Raw genomic sequence first — 25,890 nt, 5'->3', positions numbered from 1 at the left:
GAGGAGTAAGTCCGGTTCCGAGGGAGGGTGTAGGAAACCTACCGCCAACGGCGGCAAGGCGCCTTTACCCTACCCTACGATTTGCTTGCTTCCCGCGAAGTGGAGAATATCTTTGAAAACTCTGATTTTGTCCTCATGCTCAATCAGGCGGCGGGCGACCGGGCTATCCTTGCAAAGCAGCTCAACATCTCCCCGCAGCAGATGAAGTATGTCACCCACACCGAAGCGGGCGAGGGGCTTATCTTCTACGGGAACGTGGTGCTGCCCTTTGTAGACCGCTTCCCGAAAGACACCGAGCTTTACCGGGTAATGACGACGAAGCCGGAGGAAGTGGGCGAAGCATGAACGGGCTGAAAACTGACACAATCATCAACCGGGACGCGCTCTATGCCTTGCGGGAGCTTCCAGAGGAAAGCGTACACTGTTGCGTCACAAGCCCGCCCTACTATGCGCTTAGGGATTACGGGCTTGATATGCAGATTGGGCGGGAGGACACGCCGGAGCAGTACATTGACAGGCTGACCGAGGTTTTCCGCGAGCTGCGCCGGGTACTGCGTTCTGACGGTACGCTCTGGCTGAATATCGCGGACACCTACTGCGGCACAGGAAATAAAGGCTACCATGCAGACCCGAAGAACCCGAAAGGCAGAAACGGACAGCAGATTGCAAGAAACAACCGCGTTTCCGGCTGCAAACAAAAGGACTTAATCGGTATCCCTTGGCTTTTAGCCTTTGCCCTACGCGCTGACGGGTGGTATTTACGGAGCGACATTATCTGGCAGAAAGAAAACCCCATGCCGGAGAGCGTGAAAGACCGCCCTACCCGCTGCTATGAACATATCTTTCTGCTTACGAAGTCAAAGAAGTATTTTTATGACGCAGCCGCCATAGCCGAGCCGTTAGCCCCCACAACGGCGGCGCGGTACCGCACCGGGCGCAGCGCGGGACAGAAATATGCGGACGAAGTACCCGGACAGGGGAACGTACAGGGGCTTAACCGGGCGCGAAGCGGCAGCTACTACGACGAAGCCCTCATGCCGACCATGCGGAACAGGCGGGACGTGTGGCTTATCAATACCGTTCCCTACAAGGGCGGGCATTTCGCCGCGTTCCCGCCAAAACTTGCCGAAACCTGTATCAAGGCGGGCTGTCCGAAAGGCGGCGTTGTGCTTGACCCCTTTTTCGGCAGCGGCACGACGGGGGCAGCCGCAAAGCAGCTTGACAGGCATTATATAGGCATTGAGATAAACGCCGAGTATTGCGCCCTTGCAAGGGCGCGGATTGGAGGGACAGACACATAAAACAATATAAGGCGCGTGAAAAAGTCACGCAGAAAATGACCCGCGAGGGGGCTGTCGAGGTAAACGCCGCTACCGGGAAAAAGAAACGTATCAGCAAGCGGATAAGGGACGCGGACTTTGCAAAGACCGAAGCCCCACCGCAGCCGGAACAGGCAGCGCAGCCCCTACCGGGCGGCGCAACTTCCCCGCCCTTAACCGACACGCCGCCGCTTCCCCATGCGCCGGGGGCAGAACGGGAACAGGACACCGCAGCAGCCGAGCGCGTCTTGGAACGTATCGACGGGGCGCGTACCAGAAAGGCGAGCAAAAAGGCGGCGAGGAAAGCACAGGCAGAAGCCACAGCAAAAGAAAAATCTTCCCGCTTGCAGTTTACCGACGAGGAACGGGCAACGCCGGAGCTTGAAAGGTATATCCGAAAATCGGACAAAGCAGCCGACCGTCTGGACGCGGCAAAGGCGGCTATCCCCAAAGAAAAGAAACTTGTACGGGAGCGCACCTTTGATGAAGCCACCGGGAAAGGCAAGACCCGCCTACATTTTGAGGAACAGGAAAAGCCCATAGGAAAGAATAAGCCCCACAATAACCCGCTATCCCGCCCCGCACAGGAAGCGGGTATTTTCGTCCACAACAAGATACATTCCGTTGAAAAGGACAATTCCGGCGTTGAGGGGGCGCACAAATCCGAAGAACTGGCAGAGCGCGGCGCAAAGTACGGGGCGCGGAAAGTCAAGGAGGGCTACCACAGCCACAAGCTCAAACCCTACCGGGCGGCGGCAAAGGCAGAGAAAGCGGCGTTCAAGGCGAATGTGGATTTTCAGTACCATAAAGCCCTGCATGACAATCCGCAGATTGCGGGCAATCCCCTTTCCCGCTTCATGCAGAAGCAGCAAATCAAGCGGCAGTATGCAAAGTCGGCAAGGAAAGGCGGCGCAAAAACGGCGCAGAAAGCCGCAGAGAACACCCGCAAGGCGGCAAAAAAGACCGCCGAGGAAACAAAAAAGGCAATCGCTTTTGTAGGGCGGCACCCGGCGGGCGTATGTATCGCCGTTGCCGCGCTACTCTTATTCATCATGGTATCGGCGGGGCTTTCCTCTTGCGGTTCCATGTTCTCCGGCTTGATGAACGGCATACTTGGGACTTCCTACACGTCGGAGGACAGCGACCTTGTGGCGACGGAGAACAATTACGCCGCAAAGGAAAACGAGCTTCAGCAGCAGATTGACAATATCGAAAGCACCCACCCCGGCTATGACGAATACCGCTATGACCTTGACAGTATCGGGCATAACCCCCATGAGTTAGCGTCCTACCTCACCGCCCTTTTACAGACCTACACCCCGCAGAGCGCACAGGCAGAGCTAAATCGCGTCTTTGCCATGCAGTACACTTTGACGCTGACAGAAGAAACGGAAATCCGCTACCGCACAGAAACAAGCACAGACCCGGAAACAGGGGAAACGACCACCGAGGAAGTACCCTACGAGTACCATATCCTCAACGTGAAGCTGACGAACAAGCCCATTTCCGAGATTGCGGAGGAACTTCTAACGCCACAGCAGCTTGAAATGTACCGCGTCTATCTGGAAACAAGCGGAAACAAACCGCTGATTTTCGGCGGCGGCTCCCCCGATATGGGCGCGTCCGAGGATTTAAGCGGCGTACAGCTTGTAAACGGCACACGCCCCGGCAACACCGCCGTTGTAGACCTTGCGAAGCGGCAAGTCGGCAACGTGGGCGGGCGACCCTTTTGGAGCTGGTACGGATTTAACAGCCGCGTGGAATGGTGCGCCTGTTTCGTTTCATGGTGCTACAATCAAGCCGGAAAGAGCGAGCCGCGCTTTGCCGGGTGCCAGTCACAGGGCGTACCCTGGTTCCAGTCACGCGGGCAATGGGGCGCGAGGGGCTATGAGAATATCGCCCCCGGCGACGCTATCTTTTTCGACTGGGACGGGGACGGGAGCGCAGACCATGTGGGGCTTGTTATCGGAACGGACGGGGAGCGCGTCTATACCGTCGAGGGCAATTCCGGCGACGCCTGCAAGATAAAGAGCTACCCCGTCAATTACTCCTGTATCAAAGGCTATGGGCTGATGAACTGGAATTAACATATTTTTGAGCAAAGAAAGGAGAAATTTATTGATGGCTATGAACAAAATTGAACGTATCGACAAAGAGATTGCAAAGACCCGCGAGAAAATCACCGAGTACCAGAACAGATTAAGGGGGCTTGAAGCGCAGAAAACCGAAGCGGAAAACCTGCAAATCGTACAGCTTGTGCGCTCCATGCGCCTTTCCCCGCATGAGCTTTCCGCTATGCTTTCCGGCGGCGGTATTCCGGGCATGGAAGCCGCGCCGGGCTACCCCGCAGAACCCGCAGACCACGACACCGAAGAAATGGAGGACACCGAGAATGAATAAGAAAATCCTTAGAACCTTGACCGCACTCTGCGCCGCCCTCATGCTGACGGGCGGCTTTTCCGTCACCGCCTTTGCACAGACCCCGGAGGGACAGGACGCGACCGACGACAGCGGCGTTGTCTATGAGGAACCCGAAAAGGAAGAACCCCTTACCCCGGACGGGAACGCGACCCTTGTAGACGATTTCGGCGGCAACAAGCAGCTTATCACAGTGACGACCAAAAACGGCAATTACTTTTATATCCTTATCGACCGGGACGACGAGGGCGAGGACACCGTACATTTCCTTAATCAAGTGGACGAAGCCGACCTTATGGCACTCATGGAGGACGGAAGCACCGAAGCAGCCCCGCCCGCCGTTTGCAGTTGCACCGATAAATGCGAAGCCGGAAAGGTAAATGTGAGCTGCCCTGTCTGCAAGGACAACATGACCGCTTGCAGCGGCAAGGAAGCGGAGCCGGAAACCGAGAAACCAACAGAGCAGCCCAAAGAGAAAGGCAATACAGGCGGGCTTGTGCTTTTCCTTGTCGTGGCACTTCTTGGCGGCGGGGGCGCGTTCTATTATTTTAAGTTTATGAAGCCAAAGCAGAACGTCAAGGGCGACACCGACCTTGAAGATTTCGATTTTGACGATTACGACGAGGACGAGGGGGACGGGCTTTCTGATGAAGAACAGGAGGACGAGGAAGCATGACGCTTTTTACCGAAAACCCTTTAGAAAAAATGATGGTACAAAGACCCACCGGGCGGCGTGACAGTGCGCCGCCCGTTCCAAAATCCCCGGCGTGTATGCGTTGCCCTTATAAGGCGCAATCCCCCTGTATCGGCTATTGTCTGAAACAGGCACAGGAGAAGAAGCACACCGCGCCGGAACGCTGAAAGGAGGATTTTTTCATGGCATTTAGACTTGTGATTGCAGAAAAGCCGAGCGTGGCGCAGACTATCGCCGCCGCGCTTGGCATTAAGGGGAAACAGGACGGGTATATCGAGGGCGGCGGCTACCTCATTTCATGGTGCGTCGGGCATTTGGTACAGCTTGCGGAAGCTGCCGCCTACGGGGAGCAATATAAAAAATGGAGTTTTGACAGCTTACCCATTCTGCCGGAGGAATGGCAGTACGCCGTTGACCCGGACAAGGGGAAGCAATTCAAAACCATTAAAGAGCTTATGCACCGCGCCGACGTTTCCGAAGTGGTAAATGCGTGTGACGCGGGGCGCGAGGGTGAATTGATTTTCCGCTTTGTCTACGAAGTGGCGGGCTGCAAGAAGCCCATGCGCCGCTTGTGGATTTCTTCAATGGAGGACGGGGCGATTAAGGCGGGCTTTGCTTCCCTCAAAGACGGGCGGGACTATGGCGCGCTCTTTGCGTCCGCCCTCTGCCGCGCAAAGGCTGACTGGCTTATCGGCATTAACGCCACCCGGCTTTTCTCCTGCCTGTATGGAAAGACCTTGAACGTGGGGCGCGTCCAGACCCCGACCTTAAAAATGCTCACCGACCGGGACGCGGCTATCTCCCATTTCCAGAAAGAAAAATATTATCATGTTCGCCTTGATTTATCCGGCGCGGACGCGGCAAGCGAAAGGATTTCGGACAAGGCAGAAGCCGACGCGCTGAAAGGGGCTTGCGAAGCGGGAAAGGCGGTATGCGTTTCCCTTACCAGAGAGAAGAAAACCGCAGCCCCGCCAAAGCTCTTTGACCTTACCTCTTTGCAGCGGGAAACGAACCGCATTTTCGGTTACACCGCAAAGCAGACCCTTGACCTTGCACAATCCCTTTATGAAAAGCGGCTCCTTACTTATCCGAGGACGGACAGCAGCTTTCTTACTGACGACATGGGCGGCACCGCAGCGGACATTATCGCGCTGCTCTGCGAAAAGCTCCCCTTTATGGCGGGCGCGGACTTCACGCCGGAGATTGCAAAGGTATTAGACAGCAAGAAAGTATCAGACCACCACGCAATCATTCCCACTATGGAGCTTGCAAAGGCTGACCCGGACGCGCTGCCGGAAAGCGAGAAGAATATCCTTACCCTTGCGGGGGCGCGTCTGCTTTTTGCCACCGCCGAGCCGCATATTTATGAAGCGGTTACGGCGGTTTTCTCATGCGCCGGGACAGACTTCACCGCAAGGGGAAAGACCGTACTTGCGGAGGGTTGGAAAGAGCTTGAACGCAGATACCGGGCGACGCTGAAAGATAAGCCCGAAGCAGAGGACGGGGAAAATGAGGGCGTGACGCTGCCGGAGCTTTCCGAGGGACAGAACTTTCCTAACCCCGCCGCAAAAGTAACGGAGCATACCACAACGCCGCCGAAGCCCCACAGCGAAGCGTCGCTTCTCTCTGCTATGGAGCGAGCCGGGAACGGGGACACCGACCCGGACGCGGAACGCCGGGGGCTTGGCACTCCCGCCACCCGCGCCGCCGTCATTGAAAAACTGGTAAAGGGCGGCTTTGCAGAGCGCAAGGGGAAGCAGCTTATCCCCACGCAGAACGGAGCCGCCCTTATATCAGTCTTGCCGGATATGCTCACTTCCCCGCAGCTTACCGCAGAATGGGAAAACAATCTGACGCAGATAGCAAAGGGAGCCGCAGACCCCGGCGAATTTCTGTCCGGCATTGAAGCTATGGCGCGGGAGCTTGTGCAGACACACGCCGCAGCACTGGACGGGAAAAAGGATTTGTTCCGGGAGGAAAAGCCCTCTGTCGGCAAATGCCCCCGTTGCGGTTCCCCCGTCCATGAGGGGAAGAAAAACTATTATTGCAGCAACAAAGAATGTGCCTTTGTCATGTGGAAGAATGACCGCTTTTTCGAGGAACGCAAGACCGCTTTTTCCGCGAAGATTGCCGCCGCGCTCCTTAAATCCGGCAAAGTGAATGTGAAGAAGCTCTATTCCCCGAAAACAGGCAAGACCTATGACGGAACTATCGTTCTGGCTGACACTGGCGGGAAATACGTCAACTACCGTATCGAAGTACAGAAGAACTAAAAACTTGAATAGCAAGCATAGGAAGCGGGTACCCACTTCCGTAAATCCCTGTCCTGCCGCTGACGCGCCGGACGGGGATTTTGCTTGTTGGGAAGTTTCCCAAACCCTCTAAAAAAATGAAAAAATTGTTGGCATAACGCACAGCCCACCGTAGTACGGGGCGAACCCCAAAAGCGCGGCGGTGCGCCGCCATTTCAGAAAGGAGCGAATGAATGGAAAAGAAAAAAGGTTACTCCATGTTTGAGCGTGACAAGTTAGACCCGGCTGACAGTATGCGGATAGAGCGAAATATTTATTTTGAGGAACAGACCGCTGACCTTTCCGGGCTTACCGCCCTGCCCTTAGAACAGTTACAGGCATTGCGGGAAGAATACGCGGCGGCTGAACAGGCAGCTTTTGAAGCCTTGCAAGAACAGGCGGCGGCATGGGACGAACAGGCGGGAAAGACCCTTGCCATTGACAAAGCCATTGAGTATGTGAGGACACCCGAAGCTACGCATACCGCGAACCAGTGGGAAGCTACGGACTACGGGAAGCACATCAGCAACCGCGTCTACCAAATGCGCTACCACATATCCGAGAATACCCGGTATGACAGGGAAAAAGAGAAATCCATTCCCTATTCGTGGACGCTTTCATGGAGTATTTACACCAACAGCCCCCACAATTACGGACAGGCAAAAATCGCCGGACAGGAAAGGAAAGTCTTTGCAGACAAGGCAGCTATGGAAAAATATCTGAATGGGCGTATCAAAGCCTATCAGCATTTATTCACCGAGGTATCGCCGCCTATCCCGCCAGAGTATGCAGAGCATTTCAAAGTAAACGGGCAGCTTTTACCGGGCTATGCTATCGAGGGCGAGGAACGGGCGCAGCCTACCGCTGAAAAAGCAGCCCCCACCACAGCAGAGCCGCCACAGGACACCGAACAGAGAAAGGAGCGTGAAACCATAAACGAGCAGTTTTCAATTCTTATCGACAGCCGCAGCCGCTTTGAAACAGGCAAACCGGGCGGCGTGTGGCTTCCCATGCCGACCACAACAGAGCAGCTTCATGCGGCTATGGAAAGCGTCGGCATTACCGCAGACAATCCGCAGGATTTTTTCATCAACGGGTATTCTTCTACGGAGGACTGCCCCTTTGACTTGCCGCTTTCCGTTATGCAATCGAGCTAACGGGGACGGAGCGCGGGAAAATCAAGGGCAATCTGTACGAACTGGACTACGCTAAACATTATGAGCGCGTCAAGGAAAAGGAGCTGCCCGCCGATACGGTGAAGCTGATTTATGAGCATGGGGAACGGGAGATACCCGCCGGACAGTTTTTCAACGGCAATCCCGATTATGAGCTTGGAAAGTTTGAACGCTTTGAAGCCGTACCCAACGACCCGGACGCGCTGCAATCGCTCTTACAGGAAGAACGGCGCAGCCGGGAGCAGCTTCCGCCGGGGGATTTCAAGGCGCATATCGCCGCATTGCGGGACGGGCTGATTGAAACGGAAGCGCGGCGCATTGTACGGGAAATGAAGCGGCACGACACGCCGAACAGCCCCAACAAGACCCATTTCATGGTAGAGCTTTCCCCGGCGTTCATGCAGCTTGCAGCCACAAAGGACACTGACCGCCTTTTCTCCATGCTGCCCTACAAGACCCTTGCCTTTTCCAAAATCGAGGGCAGACATGGGACGTATGCGCTGATTGACAAGGGGGAGAACCGGGACAGGAAGATAAGGAAGCCCCGCCCCTCTATCCGGGCGCAGCTTAAAGCAGACAAGGCAAAGACCGCCCCGAAAAAGGCGGCGGCAAAAACAAAAAATCACGATATGGAGGTATGAGCATGATTAGACTGACTGTTGAAGAAACAAACCTTTTGAGCATTTACAACGAGGGCGGCAAGCGGGCTTTGATTGAGAATGTCAACGCCGCGCTGCCCTACATGGACGCGGATATGCGGGAGCTTGCAAAGCGCACCCTTTCCAAAGTGGACGCTTTGACCGAAGCGGAATTTGCAGAGCTTCCCATTTACGCCGCTGATGAAGTATGAACGGGGTTAAGCGGCTGACGCCGCCCCAGAGCCGGAAAGTCAACGCCCTTGTGCGCCGGACGTGCTGCAATTATGATAACGGGAACTGTATCTTACTGGACGACGGGGACGAGTGCGTTTGTCCGCAGCTCATTTCCTATTCGCTTCTCTGCAAGTGGTTCCGGGCTGCGGTGCTTCCCGCCGACAGGCTACTCTATGCGGAGCTTTACCAGACAGGGGACAAGAAGAAGTGTACCGAGTGCGGCGCGTTCTTTGCGTCAACCTCTAACAGTGTCAAATACTGCCCCGTCTGCCGGAAGCGTATCACCCGCAGACAAGCTGCCGAGCGCATGAGGAAAAGACGCACCCCTGTTACGCAGTAGGTGCGGAAAATCCCTTGATTTACAGGGCTTTCCGGGCGTGAAAATCGGATAGGCGATACTTTATACCTTTACCCCCGAAAATGGCGTTCTACTGCGTAACATTCACGAAAACAGCACCCATAAAAAGACAGGGCGCGGAAGTCATATACTGGCTTCCGCGCCCTGTTCTTTTTTTGCCTATCTGACATTTCCCTTTTCCATTTCTTCAAGCGGGAACTGCGGGAGGGCTTCTATCAGCTTCTTTGTGATAGACTGGCGCATATCTTCGTTGATTTCCTGTTTCGTGCTTCCGTCTGGCTGTCTGACCGCTACCGTCGATAGCCTGTCGATTTCGTCCTTGTAGCAATCCACGACTTTCTCCACCGCCCATTTCTCCCCGGCAACGGCGGCGCGTATGGTTTCATATTCCGGCATTTTCTGGTTTTCCATGCTCAACGCTCCTCTGCTTTTTGATAGCCCTATCATAGCACAGCGGCGGGGATTTTGCTATCCTTATCCGCGTTCTGTTTCCTTTTCCCGTTCCGGCTGTCTGTCTGCCTGTAAAATGCTGTCAATGTTCTGCTTGATAATATCATATTCCCGGACTTTCTTTTTCAATTTTCCATAGTCGGCGTAAAGGGCTTCTTTCTGCGCTTGGAGGGCTTCATACTCCGATTGCAGCGCGGCGAGGTTCGGGAGCTTCGCAATGCCCGCCGCTTTCAGTGACCTTACGGCGGCTTCATGGAGGATAATTGCCTGTTCCTGTCCGGCGCGGTACTTCTCCCTGTTCCTTGCCTTGCGGTATGCGTCATAGACAGGCTTTGTCTTTTGATAGGTGGAAACATTCTTGATAAGCACCGCCATTTCCGCAAGCCGCTTTTCGGCGTTCTTCAATGCGTCTGCCGCCTGTCCGCTTTCCGCTGCCATTTCCTCAATCCGGCTGACTAAATCCGCGTACTGCTCAATCTTATGTTCCGTCAAGAAATTCATTGTTTTAGCTGCCTGTTTCAGATTGTGGATTTTCGCCCACTGTTCATAGCCCTTACTCTGCGCTGCCTTGATACTGTTCTCAATGTCGATAAGCAGCGACACGCCGCGCTGCTCTCTGGGAGCTTTCGCCACCTTTGTCCGTCTGCCCGCTATCCGTTCCCTTACGGCTTCCTCTGTATAGTCTGCGCCGAGGGTTTTAAGGCGGGTGAAGCGTTCCTGTCCGGGGGCGCGGCATGATACATATTTCCCCGGCTTTATCTCATAGCCCGCCGCCTGTAACCGCGTTAGCAATTCCTCAAAACTGGAAACTTGGGGGATAAGCGCGTCAACAGTGGTTTTCAGCTTGCCTTTCCAACTTGTACCCGTCTTTTCTGCCTGGTACTCCGCATAGCTCTTTCCCTTGCTGCCCTTGCCGGGGACGACAACGGACAAGCCATTTTCCCGGCACAGCTTGTCGCTCATGTTCCGTATGCCGTAATAGCTCCTTTTGTTGGAATTGTATTTATGGTGGTCTACAAAGTTCACCGCGCAAAAAATGATATGGTTATGGACGTGTCCTTTGTCAATGTGCGTCGTGAGTACATACTCATGCTGCCCCTTTGTTACCGCGTCGGCAAGCTGCTTTCCGATTTCATGGGCTTTCTGATAATCGACTTCCCCCGGCTCAAAGGACTGTATCAGATGAAAGGCTAAATTGTTCCCCTTTTGGAGTGCTTGCGACAGGGTATATTCAAACTCAATATCTGCCGTTTCATAGGAGCAACCGAAAGAGGACACAAGCATTTTCCCGTCCGTCTTGTCCGGGTTTTCGATATAGTCAAGGGCTTTGCTTAGAGTGCTTTTAATAGGCTTAATCTTTGTAACCGCCATATCTCCGCAAGCACCCCCTTTATTTCCTCTATGTCCTCTTGGTATGCGTTCCCCGTCGCGTTTACGCGGCGTGCTATCTGGTTGACGTTGACACCGATTTTCTGTATCTCTGCGGTCATAGCCTTTATATCGGCGTGGTCTATCTGAATGATATACCCGTCAATGGCAATCTTCCGCAGATACGCCGCCATGTTCCGGGTGGGTACGAGCTTCATTTTTTCCAGTATTAAATCCCGTTCCGCTTCCGTCACTCTGAATTTGATTTGCACTGTCCTTTTGCGTCCGTCCATGTGTTCGCTCCTTTCCTTTCCGTTCCGAGGGTTTGGGACACTTCCCAACAAGCAATTTTCAACCGACGCGCCGCAGCGCGGGAGGGCGAAAATACGGAAGTGGTACCCGCTTCCTATGCTTGCTACGAATGTTTTTATCCTTTAGGCTCTTATCACCTACTACGGAGAAAAAGCGATTTTGCCAAACTTACGCAAAAGAAAAACGCTGCAACCTCAAAAAAGATTACAACGCTTTCTAAATCCTGTTCAGTTTTAAGTCGGACATTCCTATTCGCCCTCTTTTTCGACTTCGGAAATCTCCTTTGCCGTTGCGGTTACAATCCGTATGCCTGTATCGCTCATACCGTCAAGAAGCGCGTCAAGCTGCCGCCGCTGCGTGTTCTTCTCCGGCGGCGTTTCTAAAAGGAATTGGTCTACGGATATATGGTAACGCTGTATCAGCTCAAAGAATATCTGTAAACTTGGGTGCTGCCCCTTGTTCTCAATGTTCGCAAGGTAGCGCGGCGAGATAAACATTTCGTCGCCTACTTTCTTGCGGCTCTCCTTGCATCCCTCACGCGCTGCCTTTATCGCTGCCCCAAAAGCCTTAAAGTCGTATCGTGGTACTGGTCTTTTTGCCATAGTTATTCACCCTATTACATTTTACTGTTCCCCTTTCTTCTTGGATATGTCTACGTAGTTCTATCAGTTAGCCAAAATAATTCATATATATATATGTTGACAACAAGCTGCTTTTGTATATAATATTATATAAAAGGGGGGGAATGTTTATGTTACATAGCATGCGTATTCGATAAGCATTGAAATCAAAAAAGATTTTTCCCATTTTCAATATGGGCTTTTTTGTCATGCTTATTTTGCGTATGCTATACAACAAAACTAACGACGTATAGACATAGTATAAAAACTATGCCTTAATTTTGTTGTAGTATTATATGTATAAATGCAGGTCAATGCTCATGTTGAGAATTGACCTGCATTTTTTTGCGCAAAAGGAGAAATATTATGCTTGAAAAATATTGGATAAAATGTCCAATTTGTAACGGAAAGACGAGGGTTCAAGTATTTTATAATACGGTATTAAGAAATTTTCCTCTTTTCTGCCCTAAATGTAAATTAACGCATATCGTTGATGTTGAAAAACTAGAAATCATAATCAAAAACTCTGAAAAACAAACTTTTTAATTTTGAAAAGGAAGGATATTTAAATGAAACACTTACCTAAAAGTACACCTACGGAAATATTGAATGACCCATACGGATTTACTTACAAAGAAATGTCGGAAGTAATTGGAGAGGATAAAGCAAGAGCCTTATATACGGAATTGTATAAACAGCCATTTCACAAAGAAAATCTATCAATATCAACAAAAAAAGTCTATAAAAGTAGCGATACTGAAAAGTATGTTTATGAATTGAAAGATAACAGGTATATTGAAACGGTTTTTATTAAACGGCGAGATGGTGGGACTGTTTGCGTAAGTACGCAAGTTGGTTGTTCTGTTGGCTGTATTTTTTGTGAGTCCGGACGCAATGGTTTTGTTCGTAATCTAACACCGTCTGAAATTGTGCAGCAGGTTGTATTGATACGTCAAAAAGTAAATCGTATCGTTTTTATGGGAATGGGAGAACCTTTATTCAATTACGACAACTTGATTGCAGCAATCCATATTCTTCGAGATAGAAATGGACTTAACTTTCCAACCGACGGCATTACCGTATCAACAGTTGGTCCAGTTAATCAATTAAAAAAATTGCGCGAAGAACATCTAAAAATTCAGTTGACAATATCTTTACATGCAGCAACACAGGCTGCGAGAAACTGTATCATTCCTCATATGCACATGTACGCTATTGAAGATGTTGTTAAGCAAGCATTGTCCTATTCTCAAAGGCATAATCGAAAAGTGGTATTTGCGTATTTGCTTTTACCAGGTATAAATGACCGTTCCTCAGATATAAGGCAACTTGCAAAATGGTTTAAGGGCAAAAATGTTATGATTAACGTGCTGCAATACAACCCGACGAGTAATTCAAAAATTAGAGCACCACAAAAACAAGAAATGGTTGCGTTCAAACATCAATTAGAGCAAACAGGACTTGAAGTTACCATGAGAGTTTCTCATGGTAGAGAGATTAAAGCAGCTTGTGGACAGTTAGCTAATACATATAATAAAGCCAAAAAACAACAGAAATAATTTAATTAAAAGAGCCAGACGCACAGACGCAGAGCCGATAATATGCAGTTTGAAATACTGCTGTTATCGGCTCTTTTTTGATTTTAATTTGTGCCCCTAATAACCATATTGGAGCAAAATCAGAACTGTTGCTTGTCGTTCTTTGATTTCCGCAGCAGCTTTGAAAAATCAAAGCCGCCGTTTCTTTTTATCTTCTAATGAAATGACGCGGTATCACTGTTGAAATCGGCGGCTAAAGGAGGTAGCCGCCATGAAGCAAAAAGCATATCGACAAAATCCGACAGTTATTGACTTATCAAAAAAAGCCCGCCCACCACCGGGGGAAACTACGCTTATATATATGAACTGTCTAATCATCTGGATACTGCTTACAATGCCTATGCGCCCGTCCGGGCTTTTCGGACGGGCGCATTTTGTACGTTCAAAAAATTTTTGAAGAAATTTCAAAAAATCTTCGGCGTTTTTGAAAAACGCCGTATTGCCCCGCGAAAAGGGGGGAAGCACCACCAACTTTCCAACGAGAAAGGAGGTGAGAATGTGGAACCTAATAGCAGGGAGTTTTACAAACAGTGTGCTTTTCAGAAGTTTTGTAATACGGTATTGCACAATGAAGCTTGCGACACCCATAGAGAACTTCGCAGACACAAGGCAAAGGAAGTGACCTTTTCCGACATGACCTTAGACGAAGCGCGGCAGCTTCATACGTTTGATGAATATTTCAAACGTGAAGCCGCCGAAACCGTCTTTGAGAAAGCCGGGAAGAAAATCACGCCAAAGCTGCTTCTTGAAGCAATCCGTACTTTGCCGGAAGAAAAGCGCAAAGCCATATTGCTGTATTACTTCGAGGGAATGAACGATACCGAGATTGCGGAGCTGTTCAACACGTCGAGAAGCACGATACAGTACAGGCGGACAAGCTCTTTTGAGAAATTAAGAAAATATCTGGAGGAAAATGCTGATGAATGGGACGAATGGTAACGAACCCGGCTACCCGGAAAATGCCCTTGTTCCTTATCCTGTCATTGTGGCAGCGACAAAGGGCGACCCGGACGCCATGAAGATTGTCTTGCAGCATTTCAGCGGCTACATAGCCCGCCTCTCCATGCGGAAGCTGTACGACGAGCGCGGGAACGTCTATTTTGGCGTAGACCACGACATTCGGGAACGGCTGCAAGCAAAACTGATGATGGCTGTCCTCACCTTTAAGGCAGAGGAATAAACCGCAGCGGCGGCGGGACGCTTTCTCTCTCCCCCTTTTCCGTTCCGCTGCTGACGCGGCAGCAAAGCCATTCTGAACCTTGACAAAGAAAGCGGCGCAAGATAACGGCGGCGCAGCATAGGGCAAATCGGATACGTTCCTTTTGCGCCGAGCCATACGGCGGGTGCGCCATGACGCTATCCGGGTGAGGTTATCCCCGCCCGGACAGCCGAGCGACCAACACCGCGCCGGAAAGCAAGTGTAGCGGCTTGCGGGCGACGACACGCAGAATATACAATGATACTTCCTTACAGCCACAGTCCGAGCGTTAAGAGCGTCGCAGGCAATGGGTAGGGCGGCATGAGAACCATGCCGGGGTGAAATTCCCATGAGGTTATGCTAATAACCGTCCGATTAAAGCCTTTGTTTTATTGAATAGTGGACTTGCTGCTATTCATAGACTATATTATATGTTTGCGAAAGAAAGGGGGATTTTCTTTGACGCAAAACCAAACGCCCGTTACCACAACGGAGCATAAAATAGGAAAAGTTACTTACCTTGTATGTTCGTCCGCAAGTGAACGCGCAACGGACACACTGGATAAAAAGATAAAAAAACTCATTCGCAAAGACATGGAACTGAACCCCGCAAACGCCCGGAAATAGGGCGTTTCTTCACATTTTATACATGACACAGGCAGCGGTATGTGGTATAATATAGACAGTACAAATACCATGCTTGTCTGTCGTCGGAAAGGAGGACAAAATGTTACAGACAGACAAGATTACCGCTTTATATTGCAGATTGAGCCAGGAAGATATGCAAGCCGGGGAAAGCGAGAGCATACAGAACCAAAAACTGATTTTACAAAAGTATGCTGACGAACACCACTTTTTCAACACGCGCTTTTTCGTAGACGACGGATTTTCCGGCGTGAGCTTTGAGCGTGAGGGGCTTCAAGCCATGCTGCATGAGGTTGAAGCCGGGAACGTGGCGACCGTCATAACAAAAGACCTTTCCCGTCTGGGACGTAATTATCTGAAAACCGGGGAGCTGATAGAGATTGTCTTTCCCGAATATGAAGTGCGCTACATTGCCATTAACGACGGTGTAGACACAGCAAGGGAAGATAACGAGTTTACCCCTCTGCGGAACTGGTTCAACGAGTTTTACGCCCGCGACACCTCAAAGAAAATCCGGGCTGTCAAACAGGCAAAGGCGCAGAAAGGCGAGCGCGTCAACGGCGAAGCTCCTTACGGCTACCTTATCGACCCGGATAACCGCAATCATCTGATACCCGACCCGGAAACGGCGCACGTCGTAAAACAGATTTTTGCAATGTATGTACGGGGCGACCGTATGTGTGAAATCCAGAACTGGCTGCGGGACAATGAAATACTGACCGTCGGGGAACTGCGCTACCGCAGGACAGGGAGCAAACGCCACCCCCGCCCACAGCTCAACGCATGGTACAACTGGCCGGATAAGACGCTGTACGACATTCTGACAAGGAAAGAATATTTAGGGCATACCATAACCGGGAAAACCTACAAGGTATCTTATAAGTCGAAAAAGACGAAAAAGAACCCGGAGGAAAAAAGGTATTTCTTCCCCAACACTCACGAACCTTTGATTGATGAAGAAACCTTTGAACTTGCACAGAAGCGGATTGCCACCCGGCAACGCCCGACAAAGGTTGATGAAATTGACCTGTTTTCCGGGCTGCTCTTTTGCGGGGACTGCGGCTACAAAATGTATGCAGTACGCGGAGCCGGGACGCTTGAACGGAAACACGCCTACACTTGCGGCAACTACCGCAACCGGGCAAGAAATGATATGCTCTGCACTACGCATTATATCCGCAAAAGCGTATTGAAAGAACTTGTCCTTGCAGACTTGCAGCGAGTAACGTCTTATGTGAAAGAGCATGAACAGGAGTTTATCGAAACAGCCAACGAGTGCAGCGCAAAGGCAGTACAAAAGACGCTGACACAGCAGCGGAAAGAGCTTGACAAGGCGCAGAACCGTATTAACGAGCTGAACATCTTATTCCGCAAGCTCTACGAGGACAACGCTTTAGGGAAACTTTCAGATGAACAATTTGCTTTTCTGACTTCCGGCTATGATGAAGAAAAAAAGACGCTGACCCGGAGGATTGCGGAGCTGTCACAGGAAATCGACAACGCCACCGAGCGCAGCGCGGACGTAAAAAGGTTTGTCGCACTGGTACGCAGATACACAGCGATTGAAGAACTGACCTACGAAAACGTCCATGAATTTATTGACCGTATTCTTATTCACGAACTGGATAAGGAAACGAACACCCGCAAAATCGAAATCTTTTATAGCTTTGTCGGCAGAGTTGATACAGGTGACAAGCCTACCGAAAGTATCTCCTATTTCAGACAGATAGGAGCCGACGTAAAGAGTTATGCTATCTAACATACATCAAAAAGAGGTAAGATAACACCCTCTGCAAAAAAGGTATCGTTATCTTACCTCAACAAACTGTTTGCCGCTGAAACCGTTATCAATATAGTAATGCGATATAGGAATCTGATGCTGATCGCCCCAGCGTTCGATAATGAATTTCTGATTTTGGATAGAACTGGATTCTTCTTGATTTGCAACTGAAAGTCGAACATAGCCTACTGCTTTGGTGATAGAAGTTTTAACAATTTCTGCGTGTTGATATTTTCTGCTTTTTCGTGCCATAAAAATGCCCCTTTCGACGAAAAAGACTACGGCGCAAACCGTAGCCTCTGACAATATCATACCATATGTCATTTTCCGCTTCCACGAGCTTAGTCACACCTTTTCCACCTTGCCCTTAGAGAGCGGCATGGATGTGAAGCCCCTCTCCGCCATGCTGGGCCATGTATCGGCGGCCACTACCCTGAACATCTATACCCATGTCACCGGGGATATGCAGAGCGAGACGGCGACCAAGATCGGCCGGGGGCTGGGCAACGAAGTACGGGAGGAATCCGCTCAGTCGGAACAGAGCGCAGCCAAAGACTTCCAGCCGGTGCTGAGCAAGACCTGGACGCCCGGCACCGGGCACATCACCCAGATCAACGACCACCTGTTCGAAGGCCGCTACTCCCCCCCACCTGGCCGGACGGCACCAAGCAATCCAAATGCGTCTACGCCCACCCACGGGAGGAGTGTGAGGCGAAGCTGAAAGTGCTGATTCAGCAGATGAACGCGGCGCGGCAGGCCCGGCGGGATCGGATGCCGGGCATCCCCCCGCCGGATAAGCTCACCAAAATCCAGAAGAAGATCTGGATGTAAATGAAGTTCCACCCCGACGCATACGGCGGCAAAATGGTATGAAATGATCTGGGGGATGCCAGGGCAGACGGCGTAAAGCAAACAGGCCCTTTTGCATATTGTATCAAGGCAAAACGGATCTCTCTTTTACCTTACAGATCAGCTGTGTCATGGTGCCCATGGGACAGTAGACACACCAGCTGCGGGGCTTGAACAGCACCATGGTGATGAGGCCCAGGACGGTAGAGGTCAGCATAACGCTGTAAAAACCGAAAGCAAACTGCGCCACGCCGGGGTGAAAGAGAGTACCGTGGTAAGCCCAGTGCCAGGGGAGCTTAAAGGTCCACAACAGCGTGACCACCTGCCTCAGGTCCTGCGCTCCGGCAAATACCAGATAGGTGTTCCACAGCATTAGGAAGAACATTGCGAAGAAAAAAATCAGAAAGCCGTATCGGAAGGCCTTGCTCTTCATCCATTTGGGGATGTCCTTCTTCCGTGACAGGCCAAAGCGTCCGCCCAACAGCCCAAACAGCTGACCTCGGCCGCAATAGCGGTTACAATAGCCCTTTGTCCCACTAACCACAGAGATCACGAGGGGAATGAAGAAGCACAGCAATCCCAGCCAAGCAAACAGGATGTTGAAAAAGCCCAGCACAAGATAGGTGATGGAGGCGATCCAGAGATAATCATACCAGTGCATTTTCATGCCTCCACCTCCCGGATCTCGATCACGCTGGCGGGGCATTCCTTGGCACACTTACCGCAGCCCACGCATTTGTCCCCGTTGACCTGAGCCATGACACCCCTGACAATCTCAATCGCCTGCAGGGGACAAACCTTTATACAGCAGCCGCAGGCCACGCAGGACGATTGATCCACAACGGCTCTGCGCCGCTTCTTTCCAGCAACCATGGAATACCTCCTTACTGTTGTTTTTCTATCATACCGCAAATTTATGATCTTCTCGGTGATAAAATCACAGTAGGTGAAGTCTGCTGTATCGATCCGTCACATCTGCTTCAAAAAACAGGCTGTCAGGAAAACTTTGGGATATTCCCCGTACTCACAGCCCACATGCTCCGTGTGGACGTCGTCCATCACCCCCTCTTCCTCTCATACAGCCGCACAGTGCCGGAACCGTTGCCGCAGTTCCACAGTCGGGTGTGGCGTTTATAGCCGTCTACTCGTAGTTGATGAGGAGTTTTTCCGCCTTGGGGCAGGAGATCTCCACCTCCATCTTGGCCCTGAAGGTAGTCTGGACTACCTTCCAATGGATTTCCGCATCCGTCTCCCGGCAGTCAAAGAAGGTGCGGCTGCCAGTCCAGAATTTGCTAAAATTGAATTCATAGTCCTGGCCCTCGTAGTAGAACTGGCCCAGCAGCTTCTGGCCTAGGGCGATGCCGAAGGCCTTGGGATTGCCGCCGCCCACCTCGAACACGCTGTTGGCGAGCCGCTTGCCGGTAACATTGCTCACCAGATCGTTAGAGGACAGCCACACCCAGGGGAAGGTGAAGTCCCCGCCCCAGTTCTTGTCGGCATCGTCGAAGCAATCCTCCGGTCGGACGATGTACTCCTCCCCGTTGAGGTGTACCCAGCCGGAGAAAGCGGTCTTCATCCCCTCGGCGTGCCAAAACAGCTCAAAAGCGTTGAGGGTGCGGAAAAATTTGGAGGCCCCGTAGCCCATGTGGTAGGCCGCCAGCTTGCGGATGTCCAAGTCCCACTCCCTCTCTCCGGCGTCGCCCATCCACTCCAGATGGTCGGCGGCCTCCTCCGCAGTCACGCGAACATGGCCGCTCATGTGGGTTTCCGTGCAGGAACATTCCCCTGCTTTCAGGTCCAGAGGAGCGTCCATGGGAATGGACACTGGCTCCAGGGAAGAAAGCGGTGGGCTGCCCCTTCTCCCCCGGAAGCCCACATTTTCCGTGTAGTCGATCTGGCCCTCCACGTTCTGGTTCAGAGTGCCGTAGACGGTGAGGGTATTGGCAGGCGGATAGTCGCCGTAGAGGTAGTCCCCCAGTAAGATCAGACCGTCCACTTCGTCTGGGGGCTCCGAAACGAATTGAGAGGCCATGGAGTGTCCGGCGATGTGCCAGTGGGAGATATCAGGGAACGCTTCCATCACCTCCGCCGCCGCGTTTACATCGAAGATGGCCATGTAGAAGGGCATCTCCACCTTGGCACTGGGGTAGAAGATGATTGCGGTATCCGTGAAGGAGGACGGGAAGAGGCTGGTCAGGTCGTCCCAAACCTCCAGATGATCTCCGCTGGCCAGTACCTCCAGGGCCACGTCCCCTGCCCTGTAGTAATCGGACACATACCAGAAAAAGCCACCCGCCGCCAGGACCAGCACCGACAGAAAAATGCCAGCAGCGATTTTCCACTTCTTGTGGCAGGGTTTTTCCGTTGATTGTTCCATTGCGCTCACTTCCCCTCCAACAGTTCGGTGCCTGGCCCCTAGGCCATCAAAGCCCACGCACCGGCTTGGGCGGGTGTTGGCGGCGTGGTCCAGCAGGGGGCTGGGCCTGCCGCTCCGTGTCCATACACAGATCCAATGCCAGCATATCCTCCCAGACCCGGTTGAGAAAAGCCACCTCCCTGCGCCCATGGGTTCGGATCACCTCGACCGTCCCTGCCCGATCCAAATAGTCCGCCACCAGCTCCTGAGAAACTCCGGCGACGGTGAGGCGTCCAGAACACCCTCCGGAACAGGCTGGGGAGGGGCGTCACATCATAGTGGACGAAGTGTACCGGCTGTGGCAGTGGACGGCTAGGAGACACGGTTTCCTCGCAGAGTGATGATAGGAGGTCCCAGCAGGACCTCCTGTCCAGCTCGGCGCCATAGGGAGGGCGGTCTCCGCTTCAAAAACCGCTGGAGGGGAAAGGTCAGCCCCAGCACCATCATGTCGCCTCGTGGGGAGTGGTGATCTTCTCCACCTGAAAGATCCCGTTCTCCGCCTCCGCCATCATCATGGTGATCTCCTGATGGAACCGCCGGAGACCACAGGAGCCGGGGGGTACAGCCAGAGGCGGCTGTCCTTCTCCTCCTGGAAATACTTATGAGAGTGGCCGAACACCACCGCGTCGATACTGGGGAGCTCTGCCGTGACCTCTTTTTTTGTTATGCACCATGTAAAAAGACACCCCGCCAAGGGTGACAGTGAGGGTGTGGGGTAGGTCTTCCGCCCCCCTTGTCGTTGTTGCCTCGGACGGCGTACAACGGTGCGTACTGCCGAAGCTGGTCCACGATTTCCTGCCGGTTGATGTCCCCAGCGTGGAGGATGGCGTCGGCGGTCTTCAGGCATCCCATCACTTCCGGCCGCAACAGGCCGTGGGTGTCAGAGAGAATGGCAATGTTCACAGGCTGCGCCCCCTTACTTAAATGATGATGCCCTCGCAGTGGTCGATCTCATGCTGGATGATCTGGGCTGTCCAGCCGGTGAAGGTTTTCAGCCGCTCTTGAAACTTCTCGTTTTGCCAGCGCACCTTGATGGCACTCCACCGCTGGGCTGAGTGGGTGCCGGTGAGGGAAATGCGGCCCTCCTCTGCCTGATAAGGCCCTGACTTTTTGATGATTTCCGGATTGAACATGACCGTATAGGTCCCCTCGTTGTCAAAGGTGATAATCCGCTTGTTCACGCCGATCATGTTGGCCGCCATACCCACGCAGCCGTCTTTGTGGTGCTCCAGGGTTTCAAGCAGTTCAGCCGCCATCCGCAGGTCCTCCGACGTGGCGGGTACCGCCTTCTGGGGCAGAAATGCTGCGTCTTTGCAGATTTCTCGAGCCATAATTGGTTCTCCTTGTGTGCCTGAATGACGATGGCGTAGAGGTCCCAGGTATCAGACAACTCATAAAACCGCCAACCTACGTCGGCAATCAGAGCGTTATTTTCCCCCGCCGCCCTGTGACAGCTTTCGGGCCATCTCGTCGTAGGCCCAGCCCTTGGCCGCCAGCTTGGCTCCGCCCCTCTGGTAGGCCCAGGTGGCAAACAGAATGGACACCGCCCCGTTTTGCCGACAAAGCTGCTCCACACTGGAGCAGAAACTCTTGGGGGAGGTGATGGGGTCGTGGCTCATCTCCTGGAGCATCACATAGTTCCACTTCTCCTTTTGGAGCGCCACCTGGGGCTGTTTGCCCAGCTTGGTGTTGAGACTCAGCTGTTCCGACAGCCGCGCCCGCCCCGGATGTGGGGGACCACCTCCGCCCCGGTCAGTTCAGCCAGCATTTTCGGCATATTGTTGGTGAAGGTAAAGTTGTTGCCCAGAATGAGGATCCGTATGACACTGCTCCTTGCTCGTTTATTTCACTGCTTTCAACTGCCATTATACAAGGCTCGGTCGGGAGGAACGAGGCTGGGACGCGCGATGGTCCTATCAGATTTTGCGATGAAAGATTCAAAGATAGGGCCGTAGACGTGTGCGGTAGTCGAAATTGGATGGTCATGACCCCATATTTCAAAAATTGTACAGTTTGCCTTTGCCTCTTTTCGGAACGAATCCTCAAAACTAATTTGACCACGTTTGATATCCTGTTTGTATAAAACACCAGATACATTGTTGTCCAAAAAGTTCCAAAAACCGTCTCAAAACATCGATTTTGAGACGGTTTTTGGCCACGACCGATTGTAAATCCGAACTTTCAATATCCTTAAAATCAAGCCTTGTTTCGCCGTCTTTGTAGTTGAAAGTTATCAAAATGTAATTGTCAAAGATGGTAACGGAGTTTACAAAACTGTCAATCAACCGCCGCCGTTCTTCCAGCTTGCTCACATCAAGTTTTCGGAAACGGCAAATCCAGAATGTCACATCTTCACGGGAGAGCATAGGCTTTTTGATTTCCTCCTGGATGATATGCAACTCGATTTCCTTTTTCCGTTCCTCTAACTCGTCAAGGCGCTGTTTCGTGGATTGGTTGATAATCCCCATCTGGATGGCGTTCAGCATATTTTCTATGCCTCGCTCTGTTTCCGCCAACTGCTGGCGCAAGGAGGGAAGTTCACTGCTTTCCATGCCCTGTATCTCCAACACCCTATCGGCTATATACTCCACAAAATTATCATTCATCACTTTCGCCATAACTGCATTTACCACGGCATTTTCCAGGGGTATCTTGCGGACGCTCTTGTGTCTGGCGGCGCAAGTCTTGTGCTTCTTGGTATTCACACAGCGGTAATAATGGTACTTCCGGCCCTTGCTGGCGCTGGTGTCGCTCTCGCCTACCATCATAGCCCCGCAGGTGCCGCAAAAGAGTTTCGTAGTCAAAAGATAATCGTCCTCGGCCTTATGACGGGCCGGGGCTTTCCTGTTTGCCTCAAGCCTCTGCTGTACCCTGTCGAAAAGGTCTTGCGGGACGATAGCGGGAATACCGCCGGGGGTGACAATATGGCGGTAACTGTATTCCCCGATATACTTCCGGTTTTTCAGCAGACGGGCAATAAAATTCAGGTCGATTTTCCGGCCCCGCACTGTGGTAAACCCGCTTTCCACAAGATACTGCATGACCTCTTTCATGGTGGCTCCATCGGCATACCGGGTGAAGCTCTCCAGCACCACGGGGGCGGTGTGCGGGTCGATCTGATAGCATTTCTCCTTGTCGATGATAAAGCCAAAAGTGGGCGTGCCGCCGTTGTACTTGCATTTCAAGGCGTTTTCGGTATGGCCCCTGATGACTTTCTCGGACAGCTCGGCGGAGTAGTATTCCGCCATACCTTCCAGCATACTTTCCAGGATAGTGCCCTCCGGCCCCTCGGAAATGTTCTCCGTGGCGGATAACACCTTAACGCCATACTTCCGAAGCTGGGCTTTATAGTGGGCGCTGTCGTAGCGGTTGCGGGCGAAACGGTCAAGTTTCCAAACAATGATAACATCAAAGAGGCCCTTGGCGCTGTCTTTAATCATCCGCTGGAAGTCCGGGCGGTGGTCAGTCTTGGCAGACATGGCCCTGTCAATGTATGTCCGTAAAATGGTAATATCGTTCTTCTTACAGTAGGCCGTACACTCCCGAAGCTGGCCCTCTATGCTTTCCTCCCGCTGGTTGTCGCTGGAATACCGGGCATAAATCACGGCTTTCATTTCTGCTCTCCCTCCTCCATGATACGGAACAACGCCTCTTTCAGACGCTTGTTGACGGGCGCTTTCGGGTCAAAGCACATTTCAATAAACGCCCTCATTTCCCGGTTTTGCTCCGTCTTGTCCTTTAGGGCCTGGGGCTTGTAGTCGTACAGTTTGCCCCGTGGCTCGTCTGTGCGGCAATAGAGATAATCCATCGACACATTGAAATAGTCGGCGTACTTGATAAAGACCTCCGGGGGCGGCGTGGAGCGGCCTGTTTCAAAGCGGTTTATCCTGGATTGCTGTACGCCTAAAATCTCCGCCATGTTTACCTGTGTCAGCCGGACACCCTCACGCAAGGCCCGGAGACGTTTTCCAATCTGCTCCATAAAAATCCCTCCTATTAAATCTAAAATATCACAAACAGAGATAATTGTAAATAACACTTTCAAAATATTTTTGCGGGTGTCAGCCAGCCTGCGGCTGACACCCCTTGATTACCGACAAGCCCCGGCTGCGCCCCCTGTCAATGGCGGCACATGGGCCGTTTATCTTGACCATTGACAGGGGGCACAGCCGGGGCTACTGGCAGGCGAAGCAAAGACTACAAAATATAGATTTATTTACAGTTTATTCATCAATATATAGTTGCCCTTAGTGCGTGTCTGTGGTATTCTATTATCGAACCAGCCGAAAGGCATATTGTTTAGAATGAATAACAGTAAACCAGAAAGACCATCCAAGCGAAAGCCGCCTTGTGCGGCGAACAACAGCGACAGCCGTTCTAAACGGCACAGAAGCATAGGAACAGGGAGGGTCACACCATGCGCCCTCCCGCACAGGTGAATACAGTTCACTTGTATTCAGTATCGTTTTATGCGTTTGTAGGGCCTGTCGTCGGGGGTAGTATCGTAAGCACATACTATCTCGACATTCCACAAAGGAGGTGGTGCGTATGCAGAAAGCACTTTTTCCGTGTTTCCGCATATACCAGTCACAGCATACATCACCTCCGGCGGCGGAAACCATTAACAACTAACAGGTAATTTGTAATTGCTGAAAAACGGGGCTGACCGCTCCCGTTTGACAGCACCCAAACAAGAAAACACTGTTCCGCCCCCGCCTGGGGACATTCCCGGAGTGGTCGGGTGGAATATAAGGCGTATTCGTCTAGGCCAGGGCTTGACGCAAGAAGAACTTGCGGAAAGGGCTGGTACATCGTCAGACACAATCAAGCGGTATGAAAGTGGAACATACGAGGGTATAAGGCTAGTCATGGTGTATCATATAGCCGAAGCCCTCGGCGTTTCTCTTGATGCGCTGGTGCCTCCCCCTGCAAACCGTTCCCCGGAACAGTTGCTTGAGGAGGCGGAGGCGCTTATCCGTCGCAAAAGAACTCTGCAAAACGAAATAAAACGATTAGGAGCGCAGATCTGCACCGTGAGGTGGCAGATCTGCGCTTCACTTGTACTCTGGGGCTTGGTATGATAATAGCACACGAGGTCTTGTGGATTTATCAACCAGGGCGGAGGTCAGGCCAGCCGCCCCCCTCGCATGAAAAGGAGTATTTTATGTTTAAGTTTAGTGATTTGGAAATCAAGTCCCAGAGCCTGGGAAACAAGTTGTGGCTGGTGGATGTATCTCCGGCCTACTAATATAGGGAGGGGCGTCGTACAGAGCATATTCTCGGCTACCGCTACACAGTGGCCTTGCCGGAAAGGGGCCTGGAGAAAATCAATGTACGCATTGACGGGGATAAGCTCATGGATGCCCCGGACGGCTATGCCGAAGTTCGTTTTGACAACCTGGAGGTATTTATCTATTGGAGCCAGGGTCAGCCCCAGGTGGGAGCAAAGGCCACGGGTATTCATTTGGTAAATCCTAAAACCTGATGCTCCGGCGGCGCTGGTGAGGCCAGCCGGGGAAAGAGATTT

32 protein-coding genes and 2 pseudogenes are annotated in these 25,890 nt (G+C 52.0%); 20 read left to right on the top strand and 14 right to left on the bottom strand.

Features of this window, described 5'->3' with window-relative positions; genetic code table 11:
- Window positions 1-78 precede the first annotated feature (78 nt).
- From OCV66_RS06585 to OCV66_RS06535, 11 genes and pseudogenes are all read left to right on the top strand, one after another.
- Window positions 79-345, top strand: a pseudogene (locus OCV66_RS06585) (VirB4-like conjugal transfer ATPase, CD1110 family); the annotation flags it as partial.
- Complete coding sequence (locus OCV66_RS06580; RefSeq protein ID WP_002569173.1) at window positions 342-1,301, top strand: DNA-methyltransferase; 960 nt, start codon at window positions 342-344, stop codon at window positions 1,299-1,301. The pseudogene OCV66_RS06585 and the gene OCV66_RS06580, both read left to right, overlap by 4 nt.
- A 35-nt stretch (window positions 1,302-1,336) precedes the next feature.
- Entirely contained in the window at window positions 1,337-3,406 is a 2,070-nt protein-coding gene (locus OCV66_RS06575; protein ID WP_002569174.1) for a C40 family peptidase, read from the top strand.
- Between the two features lie 34 nt (window positions 3,407-3,440).
- Complete coding sequence (locus OCV66_RS06570; protein WP_002569175.1) at window positions 3,441-3,719, top strand: DUF4315 family protein; 279 nt, start codon at window positions 3,441-3,443, stop codon at window positions 3,717-3,719.
- Window positions 3,712-4,413, top strand: a complete 702-nt coding sequence (locus tag OCV66_RS06565; protein WP_002569176.1) for a DUF4366 domain-containing protein — start codon at window positions 3,712-3,714, stop codon at window positions 4,411-4,413. The genes OCV66_RS06570 and OCV66_RS06565 overlap by 8 nt, the downstream gene beginning before the upstream one ends.
- Entirely contained in the window at window positions 4,410-4,598 is a 189-nt protein-coding gene (locus OCV66_RS06560) for a hypothetical protein (protein WP_002569177.1), read from the top strand. The genes OCV66_RS06565 and OCV66_RS06560 overlap by 4 nt, the downstream gene beginning before the upstream one ends.
- A 15-nt stretch (window positions 4,599-4,613) precedes the next feature.
- The gene (locus tag OCV66_RS06555) at window positions 4,614-6,704 is read left to right on the top strand and encodes a DNA topoisomerase 3 (RefSeq protein ID WP_002569178.1); all 2,091 of its coding nucleotides are present in this window, start codon (window positions 4,614-4,616) and stop codon (window positions 6,702-6,704) included.
- A gap of 212 nt (window positions 6,705-6,916) precedes the next feature.
- Window positions 6,917-7,879: an antirestriction protein ArdA gene (locus OCV66_RS06550; protein WP_456237155.1), complete on the top strand. Its 963-nt coding sequence runs from the start codon at window positions 6,917-6,919 to the stop codon at window positions 7,877-7,879.
- A gap of 98 nt (window positions 7,880-7,977) precedes the next feature.
- On the top strand, window positions 7,978-8,538 hold the full coding sequence (locus OCV66_RS06545; protein WP_456237154.1) for a hypothetical protein: 561 nt from the start codon (window positions 7,978-7,980) through the stop codon (window positions 8,536-8,538).
- 2 nt (window positions 8,539-8,540) lie between these two features.
- Complete coding sequence (locus OCV66_RS06540) at window positions 8,541-8,747, top strand: transposon-transfer assisting family protein (protein WP_002569181.1); 207 nt, start codon at window positions 8,541-8,543, stop codon at window positions 8,745-8,747.
- Entirely contained in the window at window positions 8,744-9,109 is a 366-nt protein-coding gene (locus OCV66_RS06535) for a cysteine-rich VLP domain-containing protein (RefSeq protein ID WP_002569182.1), read from the top strand. The genes OCV66_RS06540 and OCV66_RS06535 overlap by 4 nt, the downstream gene beginning before the upstream one ends.
- A 177-nt stretch (window positions 9,110-9,286) precedes the next feature.
- On the opposite strand, the gene OCV66_RS06530 is transcribed toward OCV66_RS06535, so the two are convergent.
- From OCV66_RS06530 to OCV66_RS06515, 4 genes are all read right to left on the bottom strand, one after another.
- Entirely contained in the window at window positions 9,287-9,538 is a 252-nt protein-coding gene (locus tag OCV66_RS06530; protein WP_002569183.1) for a helix-turn-helix domain-containing protein, read from the bottom strand.
- A gap of 63 nt (window positions 9,539-9,601) precedes the next feature.
- Window positions 9,602-10,948: a relaxase/mobilization nuclease domain-containing protein gene (locus tag OCV66_RS06525; protein ID WP_002569184.1), complete on the bottom strand. Its 1,347-nt coding sequence runs from the start codon at window positions 10,946-10,948 to the stop codon at window positions 9,602-9,604.
- Window positions 10,909-11,238 carry a plasmid mobilization protein gene (locus OCV66_RS06520; protein WP_002569185.1) on the bottom strand — a complete coding sequence of 110 codons (330 nt, stop codon included), beginning with the start codon at window positions 11,236-11,238 and terminating at the stop codon, window positions 10,909-10,911. The genes OCV66_RS06525 and OCV66_RS06520 overlap by 40 nt, the downstream gene beginning before the upstream one ends.
- Before the next feature lie 267 nt (window positions 11,239-11,505).
- Window positions 11,506-11,859, bottom strand: a complete 354-nt coding sequence (locus OCV66_RS06515) for a helix-turn-helix transcriptional regulator (RefSeq protein ID WP_002569186.1) — start codon at window positions 11,857-11,859, stop codon at window positions 11,506-11,508.
- 384 nt (window positions 11,860-12,243) lie between these two features.
- Here OCV66_RS06515 and OCV66_RS06510 point away from each other — a divergent pair, with 384 nt between their 5' ends.
- The 7 genes from OCV66_RS06510 to OCV66_RS06480 all read left to right on the top strand — a co-directional run bounded on the left by OCV66_RS06510 (window position 12,244) and on the right by OCV66_RS06480 (window position 17,077).
- Window positions 12,244-12,423 (top strand): cysteine-rich KTR domain-containing protein, encoded by a 180-nt coding sequence (locus OCV66_RS06510; RefSeq protein WP_002588768.1) that lies wholly within the window; start codon window positions 12,244-12,246, stop codon window positions 12,421-12,423.
- A gap of 23 nt (window positions 12,424-12,446) precedes the next feature.
- Window positions 12,447-13,436, top strand: coding sequence for a 23S rRNA (adenine(2503)-C(2))-methyltransferase RlmN (gene rlmN, locus OCV66_RS06505; protein ID WP_002569187.1), 990 nt, complete (start codon window positions 12,447-12,449; stop codon window positions 13,434-13,436).
- Window positions 13,437-13,686: 250 nt separating this feature from the next.
- Window positions 13,687-13,872, top strand: coding sequence for a hypothetical protein (locus OCV66_RS06500; protein WP_009243795.1), 186 nt, complete (start codon window positions 13,687-13,689; stop codon window positions 13,870-13,872).
- 101 nt (window positions 13,873-13,973) lie between these two features.
- Complete coding sequence (locus OCV66_RS06495) at window positions 13,974-14,414, top strand: RNA polymerase sigma factor (protein ID WP_002569188.1); 441 nt, start codon at window positions 13,974-13,976, stop codon at window positions 14,412-14,414.
- Window positions 14,395-14,655: a helix-turn-helix domain-containing protein gene (locus OCV66_RS06490; protein WP_002569189.1), complete on the top strand. Its 261-nt coding sequence runs from the start codon at window positions 14,395-14,397 to the stop codon at window positions 14,653-14,655. The genes OCV66_RS06495 and OCV66_RS06490 overlap by 20 nt, the downstream gene beginning before the upstream one ends.
- 417 nt (window positions 14,656-15,072) lie before the next feature.
- Window positions 15,073-15,300, top strand: coding sequence for a transposon-encoded TnpW family protein (locus OCV66_RS06485; protein ID WP_004613661.1), 228 nt, complete (start codon window positions 15,073-15,075; stop codon window positions 15,298-15,300).
- Between the two features lie 100 nt (window positions 15,301-15,400).
- The gene (locus OCV66_RS06480) at window positions 15,401-17,077 is read left to right on the top strand and encodes a recombinase family protein (protein ID WP_002569190.1); all 1,677 of its coding nucleotides are present in this window, start codon (window positions 15,401-15,403) and stop codon (window positions 17,075-17,077) included.
- A gap of 48 nt (window positions 17,078-17,125) precedes the next feature.
- Here OCV66_RS06480 and OCV66_RS06475 read toward each other — a convergent pair whose 3' ends face one another.
- Window positions 17,126-17,350: a recombinase family protein gene (locus tag OCV66_RS06475; RefSeq protein WP_147573972.1), complete on the bottom strand. Its 225-nt coding sequence runs from the start codon at window positions 17,348-17,350 to the stop codon at window positions 17,126-17,128.
- A 76-nt stretch (window positions 17,351-17,426) separates the two neighbouring features.
- Between OCV66_RS06475 and OCV66_RS15615 the strand changes: the two are divergent.
- Window positions 17,427-17,849: pseudogene (locus OCV66_RS15615) on the top strand (tyrosine-type recombinase/integrase); the annotation flags it as partial.
- Window positions 17,850-18,032: 183 nt separating this feature from the next.
- On the opposite strand, the gene OCV66_RS06465 reads toward OCV66_RS15615, so the two are convergent.
- The 9 genes from OCV66_RS06465 to OCV66_RS06425 form a co-directional block, all read right to left on the bottom strand.
- A complete protein-coding gene (locus OCV66_RS06465) occupies window positions 18,033-18,614 on the bottom strand; it encodes a 4Fe-4S binding protein (protein ID WP_054326882.1) in 582 nt (193 codons plus the stop codon).
- On the bottom strand, window positions 18,611-18,820 hold the full coding sequence (locus tag OCV66_RS06460) for an ATP-binding protein (RefSeq protein WP_054326881.1): 210 nt from the start codon (window positions 18,818-18,820) through the stop codon (window positions 18,611-18,613). Before OCV66_RS06460 ends, OCV66_RS06465 begins: the two co-directional genes overlap by 4 nt.
- Window positions 18,821-19,088: 268 nt before the next feature.
- Window positions 19,089-20,075 carry an alpha/beta hydrolase gene (locus tag OCV66_RS06455; protein ID WP_262564003.1) on the bottom strand — a complete coding sequence of 329 codons (987 nt, stop codon included), beginning with the start codon at window positions 20,073-20,075 and terminating at the stop codon, window positions 19,089-19,091.
- Between the two features lie 295 nt (window positions 20,076-20,370).
- Window positions 20,371-20,562: a hypothetical protein gene (locus OCV66_RS06450; RefSeq protein WP_174887847.1), complete on the bottom strand. Its 192-nt coding sequence runs from the start codon at window positions 20,560-20,562 to the stop codon at window positions 20,371-20,373.
- A 464-nt stretch (window positions 20,563-21,026) separates the two neighbouring features.
- Complete coding sequence (locus OCV66_RS15530; RefSeq protein WP_316960656.1) at window positions 21,027-21,215, bottom strand: metallophosphoesterase family protein; 189 nt, start codon at window positions 21,213-21,215, stop codon at window positions 21,027-21,029.
- A gap of 68 nt (window positions 21,216-21,283) precedes the next feature.
- On the bottom strand, window positions 21,284-21,694 hold the full coding sequence (locus tag OCV66_RS06440; protein ID WP_054326879.1) for a peptide deformylase: 411 nt from the start codon (window positions 21,692-21,694) through the stop codon (window positions 21,284-21,286).
- 96 nt (window positions 21,695-21,790) lie between these two features.
- Entirely contained in the window at window positions 21,791-21,997 is a 207-nt protein-coding gene (locus OCV66_RS06435) for a hypothetical protein (RefSeq protein WP_262564001.1), read from the bottom strand.
- 414 nt (window positions 21,998-22,411) lie between these two features.
- Window positions 22,412-23,977 (bottom strand): recombinase family protein, encoded by a 1,566-nt coding sequence (locus OCV66_RS06430; RefSeq protein ID WP_082396970.1) that lies wholly within the window; start codon window positions 23,975-23,977, stop codon window positions 22,412-22,414.
- Entirely contained in the window at window positions 23,974-24,345 is a 372-nt protein-coding gene (locus tag OCV66_RS06425; RefSeq protein WP_054326878.1) for a helix-turn-helix domain-containing protein, read from the bottom strand. Before OCV66_RS06425 ends, OCV66_RS06430 begins: the two co-directional genes overlap by 4 nt.
- A 751-nt stretch (window positions 24,346-25,096) precedes the next feature.
- On the opposite strand from OCV66_RS06425, the gene OCV66_RS15610 reads away from it, so the two are divergent.
- On the top strand, window positions 25,097-25,444 hold the full coding sequence (locus OCV66_RS15610; protein WP_054326876.1) for a helix-turn-helix domain-containing protein: 348 nt from the start codon (window positions 25,097-25,099) through the stop codon (window positions 25,442-25,444).
- The last annotated feature ends 446 nt before the right edge of the window (window positions 25,445-25,890 follow it).

This window comes from Agathobaculum ammoniilyticum, assembly GCF_025567315.1.
GTDB classification, from domain to species: domain Bacteria; phylum Bacillota; class Clostridia; order Oscillospirales; family Butyricicoccaceae; genus Agathobaculum; species Agathobaculum ammoniilyticum.
The sequence above is the reverse complement of the archived record's forward strand: the minus strand, read 5'-3'. Positions and strand labels throughout refer to the sequence as shown.

Coding starts and splice junctions, on each gene's coding strand:
- OCV66_RS06560 (WP_002569177.1), top strand. CDS start 4,410: ATGACGCTTTTTACCGAAAACCCTTTAGAAAAAATGATGGTACAAAGA.
- OCV66_RS06580 (WP_002569173.1), top strand. CDS start 342: ATGAACGGGCTGAAAACTGACACAATCATCAACCGGGACGCGCTCTAT.
- OCV66_RS06540 (WP_002569181.1), top strand. CDS start 8,541: ATGATTAGACTGACTGTTGAAGAAACAAACCTTTTGAGCATTTACAAC.
- OCV66_RS06430 (WP_082396970.1), bottom strand. CDS start 23,977: ATGAAAGCCGTGATTTATGCCCGGTATTCCAGCGACAACCAGCGGGAG.
- OCV66_RS06535 (WP_002569182.1), top strand. CDS start 8,744: ATGAACGGGGTTAAGCGGCTGACGCCGCCCCAGAGCCGGAAAGTCAAC.
- OCV66_RS06515 (WP_002569186.1), bottom strand. CDS start 11,859: ATGGCAAAAAGACCAGTACCACGATACGACTTTAAGGCTTTTGGGGCA.
- OCV66_RS06530 (WP_002569183.1), bottom strand. CDS start 9,538: ATGGAAAACCAGAAAATGCCGGAATATGAAACCATACGCGCCGCCGTT.
- OCV66_RS15530 (WP_316960656.1), bottom strand. CDS start 21,215: ATGGGATGCCTGAAGACCGCCGACGCCATCCTCCACGCTGGGGACATC.
- OCV66_RS06500 (WP_009243795.1), top strand. CDS start 13,687: ATGAAGCAAAAAGCATATCGACAAAATCCGACAGTTATTGACTTATCA.
- rlmN (WP_002569187.1), top strand. CDS start 12,447: ATGAAACACTTACCTAAAAGTACACCTACGGAAATATTGAATGACCCA.
- OCV66_RS06440 (WP_054326879.1), bottom strand. CDS start 21,694: ATGGCTCGAGAAATCTGCAAAGACGCAGCATTTCTGCCCCAGAAGGCG.
- OCV66_RS06555 (WP_002569178.1), top strand. CDS start 4,614: ATGGCATTTAGACTTGTGATTGCAGAAAAGCCGAGCGTGGCGCAGACT.
- OCV66_RS06455 (WP_262564003.1), bottom strand. CDS start 20,075: ATGCCCTTCTACATGGCCATCTTCGATGTAAACGCGGCGGCGGAGGTG.
- OCV66_RS06520 (WP_002569185.1), bottom strand. CDS start 11,238: ATGGACGGACGCAAAAGGACAGTGCAAATCAAATTCAGAGTGACGGAA.
- OCV66_RS06425 (WP_054326878.1), bottom strand. CDS start 24,345: ATGGAGCAGATTGGAAAACGTCTCCGGGCCTTGCGTGAGGGTGTCCGG.
- OCV66_RS06550 (WP_456237155.1), top strand. CDS start 6,917: ATGGAAAAGAAAAAAGGTTACTCCATGTTTGAGCGTGACAAGTTAGAC.
- OCV66_RS06510 (WP_002588768.1), top strand. CDS start 12,244: ATGCTTGAAAAATATTGGATAAAATGTCCAATTTGTAACGGAAAGACG.
- OCV66_RS06465 (WP_054326882.1), bottom strand. CDS start 18,614: ATGAAAATGCACTGGTATGATTATCTCTGGATCGCCTCCATCACCTAT.
- OCV66_RS06475 (WP_147573972.1), bottom strand. CDS start 17,350: ATGGCACGAAAAAGCAGAAAATATCAACACGCAGAAATTGTTAAAACT.
- OCV66_RS06490 (WP_002569189.1), top strand. CDS start 14,395: ATGAATGGGACGAATGGTAACGAACCCGGCTACCCGGAAAATGCCCTT.
- OCV66_RS06565 (WP_002569176.1), top strand. CDS start 3,712: ATGAATAAGAAAATCCTTAGAACCTTGACCGCACTCTGCGCCGCCCTC.
- OCV66_RS06570 (WP_002569175.1), top strand. CDS start 3,441: ATGGCTATGAACAAAATTGAACGTATCGACAAAGAGATTGCAAAGACC.
- OCV66_RS06525 (WP_002569184.1), bottom strand. CDS start 10,948: ATGGCGGTTACAAAGATTAAGCCTATTAAAAGCACTCTAAGCAAAGCC.
- OCV66_RS06480 (WP_002569190.1), top strand. CDS start 15,401: ATGTTACAGACAGACAAGATTACCGCTTTATATTGCAGATTGAGCCAG.
- OCV66_RS06575 (WP_002569174.1), top strand. CDS start 1,337: ATGACCCGCGAGGGGGCTGTCGAGGTAAACGCCGCTACCGGGAAAAAG.
- OCV66_RS06460 (WP_054326881.1), bottom strand. CDS start 18,820: ATGGTTGCTGGAAAGAAGCGGCGCAGAGCCGTTGTGGATCAATCGTCC.